Origin of the sequence: Bordetella ansorpii, from assembly GCF_900078705.1 — a bacterium.
Classification (GTDB): domain Bacteria; phylum Pseudomonadota; class Gammaproteobacteria; order Burkholderiales; family Burkholderiaceae_B; genus Bordetella; species Bordetella ansorpii_A.
Map to the genome: position 1 here is coordinate 167,537 of NZ_FKIF01000003.1, position 20,688 is coordinate 188,224.

Genomic DNA, 20,688 nt, shown 5'->3' on the forward strand with positions numbered 1-20,688 from the left:
GGCAACTATTGCAGAATCAAGAACAATTACTTGTGAGATAGACGATTTTTCTGGCGAATCGGCTTGCCTATGATTCGTTTCAGCACGGCATTTCGTGCGAAACCCACAACATAGGAGTGCCGCCATGAAACTCTATTCCGTCTCGCTGTCCGGCCATGCCCACCGTGCCCGCCTGTTCCTGTCGCTGATCGGCCAATCCGTCGAGCTGATCGAGGTCGACATCCCCAACCGTGCGCACAAGCAGCCCGAATTCCTGAAACTCAACAGCTTCGGCCAGGTGCCGGTGCTGGTCGACGGCGACCACGTCGTGGCGGACTCGAACGCCATTCTGGTCTACCTGGGCAAGAAGTTCGGCAAGACCGACTGGCTGCCCGAAGACGCCGCCCAGGCCGCCGCGGTGCAGCGCTGGCTGTCCGTGGCCGCGGGCGAGCTGGCCTTCGGCCCCGCCGCGGCGCGGCTGGTCACGGTGTTCGGCGCCCCGCTCGACGCGGAAGTCGCCATCAACCTGGCTCACGTGCTGCTCAAGCGCATGGACGATGCCCTGGCCGGCCAGCCGTGGATCGCCGGCGGGCAACACCCCACCATCGCCGACGTGGCGCTGTACAGCTATACGGCGCATGCCCCCGAGGGCAATGTGGACCTGAAGGCTTACGCCAATGTCCGCCAATGGCTGGCGCGCGTGGAAGCGCTGCCGGGCTTCGTGGCCATGCCGCGCACGCCGGTCGGCCTGGCTGCGTAAAACCGTTCGTCGACCCGTCCCGGCCACGCAGCCCGCCCGGGACGGGGCCCTTTTACCGGAGCCCCTTCATGACCACCCTGCCCTGGCACGCCGGCGAACTCGCCATGCAGACGCATGCGGGCGCCCTGGCCAAGATGGACGATATCGGACGCCGCTTCGTGCGCGACTACATGCCGGACCAGCATCGCGAGTTCTTCGCACAGGTGCCGTTCGTGGTGCTGGGCGCGGTGGACCCCGATGGCCGCCCGTGGGCGACGCTGCGCGCGGGACGGCGCGGTTTCGCCAGCTCGCCCGATCCGCGCCGGCTGAACCTGGGGCTCGCACGCGACGCCGCCGACCCCGCCGACGCCGGATTGGAGGACGGGCAGCCCGTGGGACTGCTGGGCATCGACCTCGCCACGCGGCGCCGCAACCGCATGAACGGCGTGCTGCGCCACGAGGCGGGCCGGATCTCGCACGTGGACGTGGTGCACAGCTTCGGCAACTGCCCACGCTATATCCATCAGCGCGCCATCGCATTCACGCGAGACCCTGCCGAACCGGGCACGCTGCCGGTGCAGGCGCTGCCCGCGCTGGACGATCGCGCCCGCGCGCTGATCAGCCATGCCGATGCCTTCTTCGTGGCCTCGTACGTGGACCTGCCCGATGCCGGCCGGCAGGTGGACGTCTCGCATCGCGGCGGCCGTGCCGGCTTCGTTCGGCTGGACGACGACGGCGGCATGACCATCCCCGACTTCAACGGCAACCTGTTCTTCAACACCCTGGGCAACTTCATGGTCAACCCGGTTGCCGGCCTGACCTTCGCGGACGTCGACACGGGCGAACTGCTGCAGATGAGCGGGCGCGCGGAAGTGATCGTCGACTCGCCGGAAATCGCCGCCTTCCAGGGCGCGGAACGGCTATGGCGCTTCTTTCCCGAAGTGATCCTGCGGCGCGGTGACGCCTTGCCGATGCGCTGGGAGCGCGAGGCCGGCGGCGCCTCGCCCGCCGCGCTGCTGACGGGCACCTGGGACGAAGCCGCCGACCGGCTGCGCGCCGCCGCGCGGGCGACGCAATGGCGTCCCTTCCGCGTGACGAACATCGTGGACGAGAGCAGCGTGGTGCGCTCATTCCATCTCGAACCCGCCGACGGCGCGGGCCTGATCCCGCACCAGGCCGGCCAGTTCCTGCCGATACGCGTGACGCCGCAAGGCCATGAGCAGCCCTCGACGCGCACCTATACGCTGTCGGCCGCGCCCTCGGACGGCGCCTATCGCATCAGCGTCAAGCACGATGGCGTGGTGTCGCGCCACCTGCATACGCAGGTGAAAGTGGGCGACCTGATCGAGACCCGCGCGCCCGCAGGCGCCTTCACGATAGACCCCCTGGAAAAGCGTCCCGCCGTGCTGCTGGCGGCGGGCATCGGCGTGACGCCCATGCTGGCGATGTTGCGCCATCTCGTCTACGAAGGCCAGCGCAGGCAGCGCACGCGCCAGGCCTGGCTCTTCCATTCGGCCCGTTCGGTGCGGGAACGCGCATTCTCGGACGAGCTTGCCATGCTGCAGGACCAGGCCAAGGGCGCGGTGCACGTCATACGCCTGCTGAGCGAACCGGGCGACGCCAAGCCTCAGCAAGACTTCGACGCCGTCGGCCGCATCGACATCGACGTGCTGCGCCGCTTCCTGCCCTTCGACGACTACGACTTCTACCTGTGCGGCCCGACGTCCTTCATGCAGTCGGTGTACGACGGCCTGCGCGCGTTGAACGTCGCCGACGCGCGTATCCACGCGGAGGCCTTCGGCCAGTCGTCGCTGGCCCGCCGCGCGGATGCTGGCGCAACGGCGGCGGCCCGCCCCGACGCCGCCGTGCCCGCAGCAGCGCCCGCAGCAGCGCCCGCTGCTGCGCTCGCCACCGAATCCGTGCCGGTGCTGTTCCTGCAATCCGCCAAGGAAGCCCGTTGGCATCCCGACGGCGGATCGCTGCTCGAACTGGCGGAGGAACGCGGACTGGAGCCCGCCTTCGGCTGCCGGGCCGGCAGTTGCGGCAGTTGCCGCACGAAGATACTGAAGGGATCCGTGGCCTACACGAAGCTGCCCGAGTTCGACGTGGCGGAAGGCGAGGCGCTGCTGTGCTGCGCGGTGCCGGCCGCGGGCGCAAGCGCCCTGCACCTGGACCTGTGAGGTCCAAGGCATGCCGCCCGATCGGCGCATGCCCAGGCCGTGCCCCGCCGGCGCGGGAAACCGGCGCCCGGACGCGGCGCGCCGGGCGGGCGGATTCAGCGCTGCGGCGGCTCGCGGCCTTCCTCCTTGGCCTTCAGCTTCGCCTCGAGACGGCTTTCTTCATCTTCCTTCTTCTGCACGTCGAGGTTCGCGTCCGCACGCACCTGCGCATGACTGATCAGGGCGAAGATGAAGGTGCCGCCGATGATGTTGCCGACCAGCGTGGGCAACACGAAGTTCAGCAGCGAATCCCCGATGGTGGCCTCGCCCAGCAGCACCAGGTAGGTCACCTCGATCATGCCGACCACCACGTGCGACACGTCCGAGATCCCCATCAGGTACGTGATGAGGAAGATCAGCAGGATGCGCCCGCTCTCCACCGCGTGGATCATCCAGACCAGCAGCGCGATCAGCCAGCCTGCCAGCACGGCGGTGGCGAAGGTCTGCCCGTTGGGCACTTCCAGCAGATGGTGCCCCATCTCGACGAACTCTTTGTCCACCTCGGGCGAGAACATCGGCAGATAGGCGAAGACCGATGCCGCGATCAGCCCGCCGATGAAATTGCCCAGCAGCACCGTGCCCCACAGGCGCAACAGCTGCATCAGCTTGCCCCAGGTGGGCCGCGACATGAAGGGCAGCACGGGCGTGACCGTGTTCTCGGTGAACAGCTGCTGCCCCGCCGTGATGACGAAGATGAAGCCCAGCGTGTAGCCCGCCGCCTCGACCAGCATGGCCCACGGCACGTCGGGCACATAGGCCTGCAGCACGCCACGGCCCAGCATGGAGGTGCTCATGATCAGGCCGCCCGCGATGGCCGACCAGAACAGCGCGAAGAAGTCGCGCCGCATTTCTTTCTCGCCTTCCTTGCGGATGATCTCGTGGACGGCGGCGGCCTTGGACGGCAGCTTCTCGGTCAGTTCGTCGGCGGATTCTTTCTTCTGGTCGGCGTGTTGGGTGTCGGACATGATGCGCCTCCGTGGGCCGCTGATTCGGTCATGACTGGGGTTCGACGCCCGCACGGTGGCGGGCGCATTCAACCTTATGTCAGCCGGTCGGGTATGGACAGGGGGTGCGGCCCGGCACGAGGCAAGCAGACGTAAACGGCGCTACGAATCCCGCCGGAATTGGCGAGATCCGTAAGCAAGCGTGTGGAACGGCGTCAGCGGGCGTACGGCGCTGCGGCGCCGGCCGCCCTGTCCACGGCAGCGGAATCCTGGCGGTCCGCCTCCGGCGGCCAGCCCCCCGCCAGGGCGCGATACAAGGCCACCGCCGCCGTGGCCTGCCGGGTATCGGCCTCGGCCGCCGCATCCTGTGCCTGCAGGCGGCTGCGTTCGATGTCCAGCACCTCGAAGAACCCGATGGCGCCCGCCTGGAACCGGGAGCGCGCCAGGTCGCTGGCCCGGGCGCTGTCCTCGGCGGCCCGCCGCAGGTGCCCGGCCTCGGCCTGCGTGCGCGACAAGGTCAGCAAGGCGTTCTCGGTGTCCTCGGCCGCGCGCAGCACGGTCTGCTGATACTGGGCCAGCAGTCCCGCCGCGTCGGCGTCGCTGGCGGCGATGCGGGCGCGCACCCGGCCCACGTCCAGGAAAGACCAGTCGATACCCAGCGCGATCAGGTTGCGGTCGCTGCCGTCCCGGAAGAAGTCGTAGCTGCCCGTGCTGCTGCCGATCAGTCCCATCAGGGAGAGGCGCGGAAACAGCCCCGCCGTGGCCACGCCGATGCGCGCGGTGGCGGCATGCAGCCGGGCCTCGGCCGCGGCGACGTCCGGACGGCGGCGCAGCAGGTCGCCCGGCGTGCCGGGGCCGATGGAAGGCGGCGGCGAGGGCATGGCCCCGGGCGCGTCCAGGCGCGCGATCAGCGCCTCGGGCGGCTGCCCGGTCAGCACCGCCAGGCGATGCTGGCTGACGCCGATGACGGCCTCGTAGGCCGCGATGCGCGAGGCCGTGGACTCGTACTGCGCCCGGGCGCGGGCCGCGTCCAGGTCGGAGCCGCGTCCGGCATCCACGCGTGCCCGCACCAGCGACAGCGTCTCCTGCTGCGTCCGCGCGTTGTCGCGCGCCAGTTGCAGGCGCCGCTGCGCGCCGCGCAACTGCATATAGCTCTGCGCCACGTCGCCCGCGATGGCCACCCGCACCGCGCGCACGTCCGCCGCGCTGGCGTCGGTCTCGGCGCGCTGGGCCTCGATATCGCGGCGTACCCGGCCGAACAGGTCCAGTTCCCACGAAGCATTGGCCGCGAGGCTGGAGGTGGGAGAACCGCGCGGGTCGCGCGGCGCGCCGAAGGCCTCGTCGCGGCTCATCCGTTGATGGCCGATCTGGCCGCTGGCGGTGACGGTGGGATAGCGGTCCAGCTTGGCGCCGGACAACAGCGCGTTGGCCGAGTCATGGCGCGCGATGGCAATGCGCAGGTCATGGTTGGCGGCATAGGCCTGCTCGACCAATCGGCCCAGCACGGGGTCGCCGAAGCCCTGCCAGAAGGCGGCATCGGCCCCATCCCGCGCCGCCTTGCCTGGCCCGGCGTGCGCAGCCTCGCGGGCGTATCGGTCGGGCAATGGCGAGGCGGGGCGTTCGTAGTCGGGACCGACCGCGCAGGCGGACAGGACCAGCGCCGCGGCCAGCGCGAGCGGATAGCGGACAAGGCGCGCGTTCATCGATGTTCTCCTTCTAGCGCGATATGCGCCTCGTGATGCCCGGCCAGCCGGGTGCCCGCCAGCTTGCGGATGGCGACGTAGAAGACCGGCGTGAGGAACAGGCCGAACAGCGTCACGCCCAGCATGCCCCCGAACACGGTGACGCCGGTGGCGGCGCGCACCTCGGCGCCCGCGCCGCTGCCGATCAGCAACGGCACCGAGCCAGCGATGAAGGCGACCGAGGTCATGACGATGGGCCGCAGCCGCAGGCGGCACGCCTGCAGCGCGGCCTCGACGGTGCCCTTGCCCTGGATCTCCAGTTCACGCGCGAACTCCACGATCAGGATGGCGTTCTTGCACGCCAGGCCCATCAGCACCACCAGCCCCACCTGTACGAACACGTTGTTGTCGCCGCCGGCCAGCCACACGCCGAACAGCGCGGCGCACATGCACACCGGCACGATCAGGATCACGGCCAGCGGCAGCGTCCAGCTCTCGTACAGCGCGGCCAGCACCAGGAACACCAGCATCAGCGCCAGCGGGAACACCACGATGGCGGCATTGCTCTGCGTGACCTGTTGATAGCTGAGATCGCTCCACTCCAGCACGATGCCGGGCGGCAGGACCTGCCTGGCGATCTCTTCCAGCTTGGCGATCGTCTGGCCCGAGGACAGCACGCGCGGGTCGGATTCGCCGATGAGGTCGGCGGCGGGATAGCCGTTGTAGCGCATCACCGGGTCCGGCCCGAAGGTGGGCGTCACGGTGACCATGGAGCCTATCGGCACCATCTGGCCCGCGGCGTTGCGCACGCGCAGGTTGCCGATGTCGGCCACGGCCTGGCGATGGTCGGCATCGGCCTGCGCCATCACGCGGTACACCCGTCCGAACAGATTGAAGTCGTTGACGTAGCTCGACCCCAGGTACACCTGCAGGGTCTGGAACAGGTCGGTCAGCGACACGCCCTGCGCCTTGGCCTTGATGCGGTCCACGTTCACCTCCAACTGGGGAATGTTGGCCTGGTAGGAACTGACCGGGTATCCCATGCCCGGCGTCTGCGCCACCGCCCCCATGAAGGCCTCGGTGGCCTTCTGCAAGGCGCCGTAGCCCAGTCCGCCCCGGTCCTCCAGGTACAGCGAGTAGCCCGAGCCGTTGCCCAGGCCCTGGATGGGCGGCGGCATCAGCGCATAGGCGAAGCCGCCCTTGATGGTCGAGAACTTGGCGCCGAGCTCGGCGTTGATCTCGGCCGCTGTGCGGGTGCGCTGGCCGAACGGCTTGAGGATGACGTAGCTGTTGGTGATGTTGGGCGTGTTGGTCTGCTGCAGGGCATTCAAGCCGGCGAAACCCGCGACCGTTTCCACCCCATCGGTGTCCAGGGCCATCCGGGTCATCTGCTGCATCACCTCGGTGGTGCGCGCCAGCGAGGCGCCCTCGGGCAGCTTGGCGCCCGCAAACAGGTACAGCTTGTCCTGCGTGGGAATGAAGCCGGACGGCACCGTGTCGAACAGATACGCCGTGGCCGCCAGCAGCACCGCATACACGGCGAACACCAGGCCGCGCCGTTTCAGCGAGCGGCCCACCACGCCGTGATAGCCATCGGAACTGCGCTGGAAGAAGCGGTTGAACGGCCGGAACAGCCAGCCCAGCATCGCATCGATGGCGCGCGACAGGCCATCGCGCGGCGCGCCATGCGGCCGCAGCAGCCTGGCGGCCAGCGCGGGCGACAGCGTCAGCGAATTGATGGTGGAGATGACCGTCGAAATGGCGATGGTGACGGCGAACTGCTTGTAGAACTGGCCGGTGACGCCGCTCATGAAGGCCATGGGCACGAACACCGCGCACAGCACCAGCATGATGGCGATGATGGGGCCGGAGACTTCCTTCATGGCCTGGTGCGCGGCCTCGCGCGGGGCGAGGCCCCGTTCGATGTTGCGCTCGACGTTCTCGACCACCACGATGGCGTCGTCCACCACGATGCCGATGGCCAGCACCAGCCCGAACAGCGTCAGTGTATTGATGGAGTATCCCAGCAGCAGCAGGAACGCGAAGGTGCCCACCACCGACACCGGCACGGCCACCAGCGGAATGATGGACGCGCGCCAGGTCTGCAGGAACAGGATCACCACGAACACCACCAGCACCACCGCCTCGATCAGCGTGTGCTGCACGGCCTCGATGGAGTCGCGCACGAAGACCGTGGGATCCCAGGTGGCCTCGTACTTCAGGCCCGAGGGAAAGCGTTGCGCCAGTTCATCCAGCTTGGCGTAGACGACCTCGGCCACGGCCAGCGAGTTGGCGCCGGGCGACAGGAACACGCCCACCGACGCCGAATTCCTGTCGTCGCGGTAGGCGCGCAGGGTGTAGTCGCCCGCCCCCAGTTCGATGCGCGCCACGTCGGCAAGCTTGACCACCTGCCCGTCCGCCCCCGCGCGCAGCACGATGTTGCCGAACTCTTCGGCGCTCTTCAGGCGGCCGCGCACGTTGATGGGGGTCAGGAAGTCGCCGGCACGGGGACTGGGCTCGGCGCCCAGCTGGCCCGCGGACACCTGCGCGTTCTGCTCGCGCACGGCGGCCAGCACGTCGCTGGCGGCCAGGCCGCGCGAGGCCAGGCGGTTGGGGTCGAGCCACAGCCGCATGGCGTAGTCGCCAGCGCCATACAGGCCGACGTCGCCCACGCCGGGAATGCGCGACAGCTCGTCCTTCACGTGCAGCAGCAGATAGTTGCGCATGTACAGCGAATCGCGGCTGTTGTCCGGCGAATACAGCGTCAGGTACATCAGCGGCGTGGGCGATTGTTTCTGCGTGGTCACGCCGAACTGGCGGACCTCTTCCGGCAGGCGCGACAACGACTGGCTGACGCGGTTCTGCACGCGCACCGCCGCCGTGTCCGGATCGACGCCGGGCAGGAAGGTGACGGCCACCTGCAGCGTGCCGTCCGAGCTGGACACGGACTTCATGTACATGATGCCCTCGACGCCGTTGATGGCCTCTTCGAGCGGCGCGGCGACGGACTCGGCGATCTCCTTGGGATTGGCGCCCGGGTACGTGGCGCGCACGACCACGCTGGGCGGCACGACCTCGGGATACTCGCCCGCGGGCAGCACGGGAATGGCGATCAGGCCGACCGCGAAGAGGATGATAGACAGCACGACCGCGAAGATCGGCCGGTCGATGAAGAACTTGGAGAAATCCATGGCGTCCTGCCTTACGGCTTGTTGCCGGCTGCGCCAGCGGCGGCTTGCCCGGCCAGCGCCACCGGCTTGACCGGCGCGCCAGGGTAGAAGATCTTCTGGAAGCCCTCGACCACGACCTGATCGCCGGGCGAAAGGCCGGTCTCGACGATGCGCTGGCCGTCCACGGCCCGGCCCACCGTCACGTCGCGGCGCAATGCCTTGTTTTCCGGGCCGATCACATAGACGTACTTCTGGCTCTGGTCGGTCAGCACGGCCTTGTCGTCGACCAGCAGCGCGGACTGGGCAGCGCCGCTGTTCAACTGCACGCGCGCGTACAGGCCGGGCACGAAGGCCTGGCCGGGATTGGCCAGCCGCGCGCGCGCGCGCGGATGGTGCCGGTGGCCGGATCCAGGCGGTTGTCCAGGAAGTCCACCGTGCCCGTGTGCGGGAAGCCCTGGTCGTTGGCCAGCGCGATGCCCACGGGCGCCTGCGCGATCGCGCGCCCCTCGCCCTGGGCGCGCTGCGCGGTGTAGCGCAGGAAGCTCTGCTCGTCGCAATCGAAGTACACGTAGACCGGGTCCTGCGACACCACGGTGCTCAGCAGCGACTGGTCCGCGCGCGCCAGGTTGCCCACCGTCAGCAGGGCGCGGCCGATGCGGCCAGAAATGGGGGCGCGCACTTCGGTGTAGCCGAGGTTCAGCCTGGCGTCGTCGACGGCGGCGTCGGCGGCGCGCAACGAAGCCTGCGCCTGCAGTTGGGCGGCCTGGACGTTGTCCAGCTCTTCCTGCGAGGTGGCGCGCGCCTTCATCAACGTCCGCACGCGCTGCAATTGCACGCGCGCCAGCTGCGCGGCCGCGCGAGCCTGCTGCTGCTGGGCGATGGCGCGGTCCAGCGCGATGCGGTAGGGGCGCGGGTCGATGACGAACAGCACATCGCCCCGTGTCACGAAGTCGCCTTCCCTGAAGGCCACGCGCTCGAGATAGCCGCTGACGCGGGGACGAAGCTCGACGGCATCGACGGCTTCGAGGCGGCCATTGAACTCGTCCTTCAGTTGGACGGCGCGCGGCTGGATGACGGCCACGCCGACCTCGGGCACGGGCGGCGCGACGTCGGCTGCGGGCGGCTGGCACGCGGCCAGCATCAGGGTGAGGACGCCCGCCGACAAGCGGGCGGACAAGGGGCGGAATCTGAAGGCGTGAGAGCCGTGCATGGGAGAGAGCGCTTGCGGAGGTTGAGGTGCCGCCATGGTGGTGCGCCGCATGCCTGGGGCCAAGATCCAAGACATGCCTATTTGACTAGGCCATGTCCGCGATCCCGGCTTGCCCTGCCCGAGCGCCCGCCGCCATGACGGGGGGTACCGTGAAGAAGTGGGCGCATGGTAAAAGTTCAAGTGAACTTCAAGTCAACAAAAACCCTGCTGGAGGCATATGTCCGCCAAATCCGAGATGAATGAAGCCACGCTGCTGTCCATCGGCGAAGTCGCGGCGCGTAGCGGCGTGGCGGCGTCGGCGCTGCGCTATTACGAATCGCTGGGCCTGATCCAGTCGGTGCGCCAGGGCAGCAGCCGGCGCCATTTTCCCCGCGCCAGCCTGCGCCGCATCGCCTTCATCGTGTTCTCGCAGCGCATCGGCTATACGCTGGAGGAGATCGCCGAGCAGTTGAACGGCCTGGGCGTGAACAGGGCGCCAACCAAGGCCGACTGGGACCGGATGTCGCGCGACTGGCGCGCGCGCGTGAAGCAGCGCATCGCGGAACTGCAAAGGCTGGACATGGACCTGAACCACTGCATCGGCTGCGGCTGCCTGTCGTTGAAACGCTGCAAGCTGAGCAACCCGAACGACCGGGCAGCCCGCGCCGGCGCGGGCGCGCGGGTGTGGATGGGGGATGTGTATCCGGACGACTGAAGCGCGGCCCGTCCAGGGCAGCAAGCCCTAGTCCAGCAGGCGCAGCGTCTGCGCGTCCGGGCCGTCCGGATAGAACCGCGACAGCGCCGCCTCGACGCCCGCGTCGCCGGGTGCGATGGCGGCGAACAGTGTCAGGCAGGAGCGCAGTTTCATGTCGTCGGGCGAGCCGAAGATGGCGCGCGGATCGGCGGTGCCCAGGGCCAGCAGCGTGTGCACGCATTCGCGCAGGCGCGCGCCCAGCAGGGGATGCCGCAGATAGGCCGAGGCCTCGTCGCGCGAGGCAATGCCGTAGAACTGCGCGGCGTCGCTGCGGCCCAGCCCGCGCAGTTGCGGAAAGACGAACCACATCCAGTGGCTGGCCTTGCGGCCGCGGGCCAGTTCGGCCAGCGCCTGCGAATAGACCTCGTCCTGGGCATCGACGAAGCGTTGCAGATTGAAGGGGTCTTCGCTCATGGGCGTCTCGCGCAAGGCCGGCCAGGCCGGGTCGGACCCCAGTGTAGAGCCCCTTGTCCGGCTGCGTCACGTCCCGGCTGGGAACCGCTTGCAACATAGCGCTACGCCGCGGGCGCCCTGCCCGGTCTTACACTGTCCGGGACATCATAGGAGACCGACCGCCATGAACACCCCTGCCCCCGTACGCATCTTCCCAGAGCGCCTGGGCGAACTGGATTGCCTGCGCATCGAGACGCCGCACGGTTCGGCGCTGATGGCGCCACAGGGTGCGCAACTGCTGAGCTATACGCCCACCGGCGGCAAGCCGCTGGTGTGGCTGTCGGAGCAGGCGTCGTTCCGCGCCGGCGTCTCGGTACGCGGCGGCGTGCCTGTCTGCTGGCCCTGGTTCGGCGTCTATGCGCGCAATCCGAAATCGGTGCGCGACAGCGTGAACGCGCCGGAGGACGCGCCCTCGCACGGCCTGGTGCGCGGACTGGACTGGCAACTGGCCGACCCCGAGACGGGCAAGGACTGGGCCGAACTGATGTTCGCGCTGGATCTGGAAGACGGCATCGGCCCCTGGCGCCATTCGGCCCGGCTGGCGCTGACGGCGCGCTTCGGCAAATCGCTGGAACTGGGTTTCTCGATCACCAATACGGGCTCGTCGCCCTTTACCGTCAGCCTGGCCCTGCACACGTATCTGGCGGTATCCGACAGCCGGCGCATCCGCATCGACGGCCTGCAGGACAAACCCTACCTGGATACGGCGCGCGGCTGGACGCAGTTGCGCCAGCAGGGCGAGATCGCCATCGAGGAAGAGACCGACCGCATCTACCAGGAAGTGGACCGGCCCATCGAGGTGCACGACCCCGACTGGGGCCGCACCCTGCGCCTGGCGGCATCGAACTCGCGCTCGGCGGTGGTGTGGAATCCGTGGATCGAGAAGTCGGCGCGGCTGTCCGACTTTGCCAGCGATGCCTGGCAGCGCATGCTGTGCATCGAGACGGCGCGCATCATGGACGACGTGCTGACCGTGGAAGCGGGCGCGACCGAGACGGTGGCGCTGGCGATCCAGGCCGATACGGGGGATTGAACCGGCCTGCATGCCGCCGTCCCCGGCCCTGCCGGGCCGGGGGACGGCAAAAGCTCACGGCAGGCGGGCGGCCCGGGCGCACGCCACGGAACGGTGACACAATGGGCTTCGCCCCGATTTCCTCCGTGCCATGTCCCGCTCCGATCCTCCCCGCGTCCAGTTCCGCATGCGTGTCTACCGCGACGCGGACATCGCCGTGGGGCCAGGCAAGATCGCGCTGCTCGAAGCCATCATCGAGGCCGGCTCCATCACGGCGGCGGCGCAACAGCTGGGCATGTCGTACCGGCGCGCCTGGCTGCTGATCGACGAACTGAACCGATCGCTGCGGCACCCGGCGGTGCAGAGCGCGACGGGCGGCGCCCGCGGCGGCGGCACGGTGGTCACACCCACGGGGCTGGAGCTGATCCGCTGCTATCGCGCCATCGAGGCGCGCGCGCGGGCCGCGGCGGCCGACGAGATCGCCACGCTGACGAGCATGCTGGCGCCTTGAGCCAGGCGCACCAGCGCAGCGACGTCCGAGTTACGGCGCGCGGCGCCTGGGCTTGCGCGCAGAGCCGACGGGCGCCGCGGCGCGCAGAGCCTGCGCAGCCTCGTATTCGTCGGCGGTCATCAGACGATCCTCCTGCGGCAGGAACCCGCTGACGACGATGCCGGCATCGCGCACGGCCAATTGGATGTGACCATCGCGACTGAACCCGGAATACGCATCGCCTAGCGGCTCGCCTTGCAGGAACGCGCCACGCACCATTTGATAGGCCTGCATGCTTTGCGCCTGACGAAACGCATGCAATGCCGTGAAGACTTGATTGTTCAATCTGCGCAGCAAAGGATTGTTGTCGTCATTCCTGGCCAATGGCGCGCCTACGGCCTTGAGTTGCTCAAGCACTTCGGAAAACTCGTCCAGACCTGTCTGGGTCGTCATGTCCAGACATCCGGACACGCAGATCACCGCGCCAACCACCGCCGGTGTGAGGATCGGCCGTTTGGTGTAGAGCCTGTCGGGATGCGCCGCCGATTCAGCGGCGAAGTTCATCGCACGCTGCGGATCGCCTTCGAAAAAATAGGTTCCAGGGCCTAACCAATCATATTCATTCTGAGTATGGTCCAGGGCTCGCAGACGCCCCGACACCAGATCGTCGCGTGTTGTCGCGTCACACCCGTGGTAGGCCAGCAGTAGATGGCCCGGCGTCACTGGAATACTTTGGTCAGATGACCGGAGGCGGTCAGTACACCCGCCTTGCGCAACACGTCCAAAGTCTTTTGGCGGCTCAGCGCATAAGGCTTGGCCGATTGAGCCGAGCCCGCTGCCGACGCGGCAAGCGGCTTCTTTGCTGGCGCTTTTTTGGCAGCCACCTTTGCCATGGTCTTTTTGGCAGGCGCCTTCTTAGCGGCAATCTTTTTGGAGGCGGCTTTTTTGGCTGGCGCCTTACTTGCCGGAGGTTCCGACACGAGCGCAGTTGCCGCGAACGATCCCACTAGCGTCTTGGGCGCCGCATACGTTCCGCGCACGGCAGGGCTGATCGACGTTTTGGCGATCTGACGCGTACTGGCTGCAGCGGATTTGCGCGGTTTCGACATGATTCATTATTGCACGCGGTATCGGGCAGCCACAGTCGCAAGGTGACAAATAGGTGCATCTGAAATGCTGCATGTGGCTCATCCACCGCAGCGGCGTGCTGGGCAGTTTGCTGAAACGGCAAAGGGGCCGCATTGCCGTCGCCAATCTTTACAATCCTGTTTTTCGTTGTATTCTTGCGGATATGACGCTACCCACGCTGGCCGCCTTCGAGTGGTTTCCGCTGATCCTTTCCCTGAAGGTCGCCGCGCTGGCCACGGTCGTGGCCCTGGTCATCGGCGTCGCCCTCGGCTGGCTGTTCGCGCGCCGGCCGTTTCCGGGCAGCGGCGTGCTCGAGGCCATCTGCATGTTGCCGCTGGTGCTGCCGCCCACCGTCATCGGCTACGCCATCCTGGTGGCCGCTGGCCGGCGCAGCCCGCTGGGCGCCTGGCTGCGCGAGCACCTCGACTACACCCTCATCTTCAGTTGGCACGGGGCCGTGGCGGCCTCGGCGGTGGTGGCATTGCCGCTGGTGCTGAAATCCGCCAGTTCGGCGTTCGCCCACATCGACCGCACCATGGAATCGGCGGCCAGCACGCTGCGCCAGTCCCCGTGGTCGGTGTTCGTCCGTGTCACCCTGCCGCTGGCCTGGCCCGGCATCCTGGCCGGCACACTGCTGGCCTTCGCCCGCGCCATGGGCGAGTTCGGCGCCTCGCTGATGGTGGCGGGCTCGATTCCCGGCCGCACCCAAACGCTGTCCATGGCCATCTACGACGCCGTGCAGGCCGGCCAGGACGATCTGGCCCTCCTGCTGGTGGCCGTCACCTCGCTGCTGTCGGTCGCCATCCTGGCGGCCTCCAACCGCTATCTTTCCGTACGCTGATCCCGACCAAGGACTCCGCCCCATGCGCCGCGCCCGTATCGCCAGCCTGCTGCTCGCCCTCGCCCTGCCCCTGCCGGCCCACACCGCGGAACTGACCGTCTCGGCCGCCGCCAGCCTGACCGACGCCTTCAACGAGATCAACAGGCTGTTCTCGGCCAAGGCCCCGGGCACGACCGTGCGCGCCAACTACGGCGCCTCGGGCACGCTGCTGCAGCAGATGGCCGGCGGCGCCCAGGTCGATGTGTTCGCCAGCGCCGACCAGGCCACGATGGACAAGGCCGTGGCGCAGAAACTGGTGGATGCGCGGACGCGCCGCGACTTCGCCACCAACAGCGTGGTGCTGGTCGCGCCGATGCGGGACAGCGCGCCGATCAGGACGCTGCAGGACCTGGACACCCCGGCGGTCAAGCGCATCGCCATCGGCAAGGTCGCCAGCGTGCCGGTGGGCCGCTACACCCGGCAGGTGCTCGAAAGCGCCGGGCTGTGGACCACGCTGGAACCCAAGTTCGTGCCCGCCGACAGCGTGCGCCAGGTGTTGGACTACGTGGCCCGCGGCGAAGTGGACGCCGGCTTCGTGTACCGCACCGACGCGGCCGTGAGGAAGGACGAGGTCAGGATCGTGATGACCGCCGAGGGCCACACGCCCGTCAGCTACCCGGTGGCCGTGGGCGCCGACAGCGCGCACAAGGACCTGGCCAGGCAGTACGCAGACTTCCTGGCCACGCCGCTGGCCCGCGAAGTGCTGGAACGCCACGGTTTCGGCAAGCCATGATCGACCTGGACCTGGAACTGGATCTGCGGGACGGGGCGCGGCGTTTCGACCTGCGGGTGCGGTTCGCCACCGATGCGCCGTTCGCGGCCCTGTACGGCCCGTCGGGCGCCGGCAAGTCGCTGACGCTGCAGGCCATCGCCGGCCTGCTTACGCCCCGCGCCGGCCACGTGAGGCTGGACGGCCGCACGCTGTTCGACGCGGCGCGCGGCATCGACCTGCCGCCGCGCGAGCGCCGGGTCGGTTATCTGTTCCAGCATTACGCGCTGTTCCCGCACCTGACGGTGCGCCAGAACGTGGCCTTTGGCCTGACGTCGTGGCGCAAGCGGCGCCTGTCCCCGGAAGACGCGGCGCGCGTGCAGGATCTGCTGGAACGCTTTGGCCTGGCAGGGATGGCGGACAGCCGGCCGGTCAAGCTGTCGGGCGGCCAGCAGCAGCGCGTGGCCCTGGCCCGCGCGCTGGCCTGCGAACCCAGGGTGCTGCTGCTGGACGAGCCCTTCGCGGCCCTGAACCCCATGCTGCGGGCGTCGCTGCGGCGCGAGCTGGGTGAAGTGCGCCGGCAATGGAACATCCCGGCGCTGATGATCTCGCACGACGCGGACGACGTGCTGGAACTGGCCGACGTGGCCTTCATCTACGAGAATGGCCAGGTCACGCGCGAGATCGACGTGCGCAGCGGCGCAAGCCGCGAACTGGCGACTCGGCTGGGCGTGCAGTCCAATGAGGACACCCCGGTGCGCAGCAAGGTGCGCGCACTGCTCGGCGGCCGTACGTGACGCAGCCGACGCGGGTTGCCAGCGGAAATCGCGAGCCGATGCCAAGCGCGCGTCAGCGCGCGTCGTCGAGCAGGCGCCGGCGGTCGCGCATGGGCGACGCGCCGAACAGGCGGCTGTATTCGCGGCTGAACTGCGAGGCGCTTTCATAGCCCACCAGGTTGGCCGCCAGCGACACGTCCACCCCGCCCATGAACATGATGCGGCGGGCTTCCTGCAGGCGCAGCTGCTTCTGGTACTGCAGCGGACTCATGGCCGTGACGGCCTTGAAATGGTGGTGGAACGACGAGACGCTCATGTGTACCTCGCGCGCCAGGGCTTGCACGCGCAAGGGCTGGCGATAGCGCTCGCGCAGCAGGCGGATGGCATCGGCGATGCGCTGCGTCTGGCTGTCGTGCAAGGCGATCTGGCGCAACTGCGCGCCCTGCCCGTTGGACAGCAGGCGATACAGGATCTCGCGCTTGACCATCGGCGCCAGCACGCGGATGTCGTCGGGCGACTCCAGCAGGCGCAGCAGGCGCAATACGGCATCCAGCAAGGTGCTGCCGATGCGCTGCACGTACAGCCCGCGCGTGGCGCCGGACTGGCTGACGGGCGGCAGCGCGCCCTCGCGCAGCAAGTCGCGGATGTCTTCGGCGCAGAACTCCAGCCGCATGCCCAGGTAGGGTTCGGTGGAACTGGCCGCGGTGATCTTGGCGACCACGGGCAGGTCGACCGACGACACCATGTAATGCATGGGATCGTATTCGTAGACCTCGTCGCCCACCAGCAGGCGCTTGGAGCCCTGCGCGATGATGGCCAGCGCCGTGCGCTGGATGAGGTGTTGCGGTCCGCGGGGGTTCATGACCCGATTGATGGCCAGGCCCTCGATGGCCGTGGCCATGCTGCCTTCCTGGTCGCCCGTCAGGCGGCGCAGCAGGCTGACCAGTTCCAGGCGGGCGCGCTCCTGGCCCGCGTCGAAGGCGGGAGGCAGATCAGCCAGGGATGCCGACCCGGGGGCATCGGGAACGTCTTTGAAGCGTGAAGAATCAGGCATTGGGGAAAGGCGGCTGGCGGGGCAAGCGCCGATGATGCCGTGGTTAGCTTACACAGAGCCTGCCGCCTCTCTCAAGCCGTGTTATTTCACGACTTGCGTTCCGGCACGGTCCAGAAGTAGACCGTGCGGCCATTGACATTGATGGTCTGGTCGGGTTGCCAGTCGCCCATGTCGAAGGCGTGCGACACGATACGGGTGCCCGGCTTCAGGGCCAGCAGCTTGGGACGCAGCTTCAGGTTCAGCGACGGTAGCAGATAGAGGCTGATGACGGTAGCCCCCGACAGATCCTGCTCGAACAGGTCGGCCTGCACGAACTTGACCTTGTCGGTCACCTTGTTCTGGCGGGCATTGGCATTGGCCTCGGAGATGCGCTCGGGGTCGATGTCGAAGCCCACGCCCCGGGTGCCGAACTCGCGCGCGGCGGTCACCGGGATGATGCCGTTGCCCGATCCCAGGTCGTACAGCACGTCGTCGGGACCGACCTTGGCGGCCTTGAGCATCGCGTCGACGACCTCTTGCGGGGTGGGAACGAAGATGACGTCGGGCGCGCGCGAGGCGGCGGCGGGGGCCTGGGTCTGCGCTTGCAGGCCAGGGGAAACGGACAGCAGGGCGGCCGAAGCGGCCAGGGCGGTGAACAGGGAACGCGTGGTCCTCATGCTGGACTCCTAATGGACATGGATGCAGCTCGGTTCAATGGCGGTCTCGCGGTCTTGCGGCTTCTCCGGCGCGCGGGCGTCCCTGTGGAACGCGGCGTTTTCCCCGGCGGCACGGCCATGCATGGCTCGGCCGCCGCCTTTTTTCTGAATGAAAGCTGAACAATTATGGAAGCGAGGGCGACCGGAAAGTTGCCTGATCGTCCGGAACTTATGCCTGATCGTGCAAGCGGCCCTGGGCAGCCCCCGCCCGCCGTTGCGCCACGGAGAATCAGGCAGTAATGGAGCATGATCGGGCAGCAGCGCGACCAGGCGCGGGCGCATACTTGCGGCACGCGATTTACGCGGCATTCCCCAGATCCCGGCCCGTCCGCGCCCCCTGCGCCGCGGCGGCCCCCCTCTCCCAGGAGTCCCTTCATGCGATACAAGAAATTCGGCAGCACCGGCCTGTTCGTCTCCGAACTGTGCCTGGGCACCATGACGTTCGGCGGCAATGGCGAGATGTGGAACAAGATCGGCGACCTGCAGCAGAACGAGGCCGACGCGCTGGTCGGCCGTTCGCTGGAAGCGGGCATCAATTTCATCGACACCGCCGACGTCTACTCGCAGGGCCAGTCCGAGATCATCACCGGACAGGCCCTGAAGAACCTGAAGGTCGCGCGCGAGGACGTCGTGGTCGCCACCAAGGTGTTCGGAGAAACGGGCACGAAAGGCACGAACTCGCGCGGCCTGTCCCGCTATCACATCATGGACGGCGTGAAGGCCAGCCTGAAGCGCCTGCAACTGGACCACATCGACCTGTACCAGGTGCACGGCGTCGACCCGGCCACCCCCATCGAGGAAACGCTGTACGCGCTGGACAACCTGGTCAGCCACGGCCACGTGCGCTACATCGGCGTGTCGAACTGGGCCGCGTGGCAGATCATGAAGGCGCTCGGGATCTCGCAGCGCCTGGGCCTGGCCCGCTTCGAATCCCTGCAGGCCTACTACACGATCGCCGGCCGCGACCTGGAGCGCGAACTGGCCCCCATGCTGCAAAGCGAGGGGGTGGGCCTGATGGTGTGGAGCCCGCTGGCGGGCGGCCTGCTCAGCGGCAAATACTGGCGCGGCAAGGCGGCCGAGGCCGGCAACCGCCGCGCCTCGTTCGACTTCCCGCCGGTAGATACCGAGCGCGCCTACGACTGCATCGACGTGATGCGCGCCATCGCCGACGCGCACGGCGTGTCGGTGGCGCAGATCGCGCTGGCGTGGCTGCTGCACCGCCCGGTGGTCACCAGCGTGATCGTGGGCGCCAAGCGCATCGAGCAGCTGGACGACAACATCGCCGCCACGGGCATCACGCTGGGCGCCGAAGAGCTGGCGCGCCTGGATGAGATCAGCGCCCTGCCCCCGGAGTACCCGGGCTGGATGCTGGAGCGCCAGGGCGGCGTGCGGCTGGGCCAACTGGCGCAGTCGGCCGGGCCGCGTTAAGGCCGGGCCGCCCCAAGGCGAAAAAGCCCCCTCGGGGATGAGCCCGGACAGAAAACAGTCCTTGAGGACCGTTTTCTGCCTAGCGAATCCGAGCGGCTTGCAAGCCGCGGGTGGACAGCAAGCCGAAGGCGCGCGTGCGGGCCTTTTTCCCTTGCGCCTGCGGAAGATCAGATGCGGGTGGCCGTCCAGTTGCCTTGCGAGCCGCCCTTGCCGCTCATGCGCTTGCCGTCCACCGTGCCGGTATAGCGCACGCCGTCGACGCTGAACGAGATCTCGTTGCCCTTCATGCGGGCGTCGGCGATGGGGGTCTGGCCCAGCGTGCCGCTGAGCATCTGGTACTGCTGCGACAGCGTCAACTGGCGGTCGCCCAGCCTCCACGAACCCTCGACCTTGGCGGGCACGACCCACAGCAGCGCCGTGCACCAGTTCTGGCAGTCCTGCTCGACGGTGGCCGTCTCGTCGGGCTGCCAGTCGCCCATGCGGAACGTGTTGGACACTACGCGGGTGCCCGGCTTCAGGTCCAGCAGGACCGGCCGCAGGCGCTCGTTGATGGACGGCAGCAGGAACATGGTGATGACCTGCGCGCGGCTCAGATCGGCCTCGAACAGGTCGCCGGTGGCGAAGGACGCCCGCTCGGCCACGCCTTCCCTGGCGGCGGCGCGGCGCGCCACTTCCGTCATGTCGGGGTTGTATTCGATCCCGTGCGCGGTCAGGCCACGCTTGGCGGCCGTGATGACCGTGCGGCCATCCCCGGAACCGAGATCGATCAGATAGTCCGTCTTCCGCACCTTGGCGATGTCCAGCATGCGCTCGACCAGCGCCTGCGAGGTCGGCACCCACACCACGTCCTTGCCGGCCTGCCCCACCGAGGGCTCGTACGTCGCCTGGGCGCTGGCGCCGGCGGCGGGCAGCAAGACCAGCGCCGCGGCCACCAGCGGGGCGAGCAGCATGGCGCGGCCCGGGGACTGATAGGAAAGGGGAGAGGTCATCACAGGCATGGAGGTCTTCCTTTTCGGATGGGAGAGAAAAGCCAGGCGGCTGGAGAATGGAGCGCATTCAACCCTTAAGGTTCCCGTCAGTATCCTCTCGTGCGATGCAAAATCCGCCTTTTGCGCCCAACCGGGCGCAGGCTCGGGCATAACACCGGCCCTTCAATTTAAATCGGGCGGGCCGGCGGCGGCGTGGCTAGAATAGCGGTCCATCGACCCGTTACGAATGTCGTAACCGCACGACATCCGTAACCTGAATGGCCTTACGCCACCGAGATTTCCATACGGCGGCGTCAGTATTCGAAGCACACTTCCCGCCGTCCCTTTCCGGCCCACGCCGCCTCGCCGATCCCCGATCCGAGGCCGGGCGAACCGGTCATGGACGGCGCTGCGGCCCC

18 protein-coding genes and 1 pseudogene are annotated in these 20,688 nt (G+C 68.3%); 9 read left to right on the forward strand and 10 right to left on the reverse strand.

What is annotated here, in order from left to right:
* The first annotated feature begins 124 nt into the window (after positions 1–124).
* Together A6745_RS09340 and A6745_RS09345 are read left to right on the forward strand one after the other, a co-directional pair.
* Entirely contained in the window at positions 125–739 is a 615-nt protein-coding gene (locus tag A6745_RS09340) for a glutathione S-transferase family protein (RefSeq protein WP_066126170.1), read from the forward strand.
* A 68-nt stretch (positions 740–807) separates the two neighbouring features.
* The gene (locus A6745_RS09345; RefSeq protein ID WP_066126172.1) at positions 808–2,898 is read left to right on the forward strand and encodes a 2Fe-2S iron-sulfur cluster-binding protein; all 2,091 of its coding nucleotides are present in this window, start codon (positions 808–810) and stop codon (positions 2,896–2,898) included.
* Between the two features lie 95 nt (positions 2,899–2,993).
* On the opposite strand, the gene A6745_RS09350 is transcribed toward A6745_RS09345, so the two are convergent.
* From A6745_RS09350 to A6745_RS09365, 4 genes and pseudogenes are all read right to left on the reverse strand, one after another.
* On the reverse strand, positions 2,994–3,902 hold the full coding sequence (locus A6745_RS09350) for a formate/nitrite transporter family protein (RefSeq protein ID WP_066126174.1): 909 nt from the start codon (positions 3,900–3,902) through the stop codon (positions 2,994–2,996).
* A 194-nt stretch (positions 3,903–4,096) separates the two neighbouring features.
* Entirely contained in the window at positions 4,097–5,584 is a 1,488-nt protein-coding gene (locus tag A6745_RS09355) for an efflux transporter outer membrane subunit (RefSeq protein WP_066126176.1), read from the reverse strand.
* Positions 5,581–8,754, reverse strand: coding sequence for an efflux RND transporter permease subunit (locus A6745_RS09360; protein ID WP_066126179.1), 3,174 nt, complete (start codon positions 8,752–8,754; stop codon positions 5,581–5,583). The genes A6745_RS09355 and A6745_RS09360 overlap by 4 nt, the downstream gene beginning before the upstream one ends.
* An 11-nt stretch (positions 8,755–8,765) precedes the next feature.
* Positions 8,766–9,943: pseudogene (locus A6745_RS09365) on the reverse strand (efflux RND transporter periplasmic adaptor subunit).
* A gap of 217 nt (positions 9,944–10,160) precedes the next feature.
* On the opposite strand from A6745_RS09365, the gene soxR reads away from it, so the two are divergent.
* A complete protein-coding gene (gene soxR, locus A6745_RS09370) occupies positions 10,161–10,637 on the forward strand; it encodes a redox-sensitive transcriptional activator SoxR (RefSeq protein WP_066126181.1) in 477 nt (158 codons plus the stop codon).
* A 27-nt stretch (positions 10,638–10,664) separates the two neighbouring features.
* Here the strand turns inward: soxR and A6745_RS09375 are convergent, their stop codons facing one another.
* A complete protein-coding gene (locus A6745_RS09375) occupies positions 10,665–11,090 on the reverse strand; it encodes a DUF1810 domain-containing protein (RefSeq protein ID WP_066126183.1) in 426 nt (141 codons plus the stop codon).
* A gap of 163 nt (positions 11,091–11,253) precedes the next feature.
* Here A6745_RS09375 and A6745_RS09380 point away from each other — a divergent pair, with 163 nt between their 5' ends.
* Together A6745_RS09380 and A6745_RS09385 are read left to right on the forward strand one after the other, a co-directional pair.
* A complete protein-coding gene (locus A6745_RS09380) occupies positions 11,254–12,162 on the forward strand; it encodes a D-hexose-6-phosphate mutarotase (protein ID WP_066126185.1) in 909 nt (302 codons plus the stop codon).
* Positions 12,163–12,292: 130 nt separating this feature from the next.
* Positions 12,293–12,652 (forward strand): winged helix-turn-helix domain-containing protein, encoded by a 360-nt coding sequence (locus A6745_RS09385; RefSeq protein ID WP_066126187.1) that lies wholly within the window; start codon positions 12,293–12,295, stop codon positions 12,650–12,652.
* Positions 12,653–12,682: 30 nt separating this feature from the next.
* Here A6745_RS09385 and A6745_RS09390 read toward each other — a convergent pair whose 3' ends face one another.
* On the reverse strand, positions 12,683–13,195 hold the full coding sequence (locus A6745_RS09390; RefSeq protein ID WP_231885958.1) for a hypothetical protein: 513 nt from the start codon (positions 13,193–13,195) through the stop codon (positions 12,683–12,685).
* Positions 13,196–13,350: 155 nt separating this feature from the next.
* Complete coding sequence (locus tag A6745_RS29025) at positions 13,351–13,740, reverse strand: hypothetical protein (protein ID WP_082852989.1); 390 nt, start codon at positions 13,738–13,740, stop codon at positions 13,351–13,353.
* A 182-nt stretch (positions 13,741–13,922) separates the two neighbouring features.
* Between A6745_RS29025 and modB the strand changes: the two genes are divergently transcribed.
* The 3 genes from modB to A6745_RS09410 are packed head-to-tail and all read left to right on the forward strand — an operon-like array spanning position 13,923 to position 16,145.
* Positions 13,923–14,600: a molybdate ABC transporter permease subunit gene (modB, locus tag A6745_RS09400; protein WP_066126472.1), complete on the forward strand. Its 678-nt coding sequence runs from the start codon at positions 13,923–13,925 to the stop codon at positions 14,598–14,600.
* 22 nt (positions 14,601–14,622) lie between these two features.
* Complete coding sequence (gene modA, locus A6745_RS09405; protein WP_066126193.1) at positions 14,623–15,372, forward strand: molybdate ABC transporter substrate-binding protein; 750 nt, start codon at positions 14,623–14,625, stop codon at positions 15,370–15,372.
* Positions 15,369–16,145, forward strand: a complete 777-nt coding sequence (locus A6745_RS09410; RefSeq protein ID WP_066126197.1) for a sulfate/molybdate ABC transporter ATP-binding protein — start codon at positions 15,369–15,371, stop codon at positions 16,143–16,145. Before modA ends, A6745_RS09410 begins: the two co-directional genes overlap by 4 nt.
* A gap of 52 nt (positions 16,146–16,197) precedes the next feature.
* Here the strand turns inward: A6745_RS09410 and A6745_RS09415 are convergent, their stop codons facing one another.
* Entirely contained in the window at positions 16,198–17,178 is a 981-nt protein-coding gene (locus A6745_RS09415) for an AraC family transcriptional regulator (protein ID WP_082852990.1), read from the reverse strand.
* An 86-nt stretch (positions 17,179–17,264) separates the two neighbouring features.
* The gene (locus A6745_RS09420; protein ID WP_066126199.1) at positions 17,265–17,834 is read right to left on the reverse strand and encodes an SAM-dependent methyltransferase; all 570 of its coding nucleotides are present in this window, start codon (positions 17,832–17,834) and stop codon (positions 17,265–17,267) included.
* 414 nt (positions 17,835–18,248) lie between these two features.
* Between A6745_RS09420 and A6745_RS09425 the strand changes: the two genes are divergently transcribed.
* Positions 18,249–19,301 (forward strand): aldo/keto reductase, encoded by a 1,053-nt coding sequence (locus A6745_RS09425; RefSeq protein ID WP_066126200.1) that lies wholly within the window; start codon positions 18,249–18,251, stop codon positions 19,299–19,301.
* 167 nt (positions 19,302–19,468) lie between these two features.
* On the opposite strand, the gene A6745_RS09430 is transcribed toward A6745_RS09425, so the two are convergent.
* Complete coding sequence (locus A6745_RS09430) at positions 19,469–20,299, reverse strand: SAM-dependent methyltransferase (protein ID WP_156513338.1); 831 nt, start codon at positions 20,297–20,299, stop codon at positions 19,469–19,471.
* Positions 20,300–20,688 lie beyond the last annotated feature (389 nt).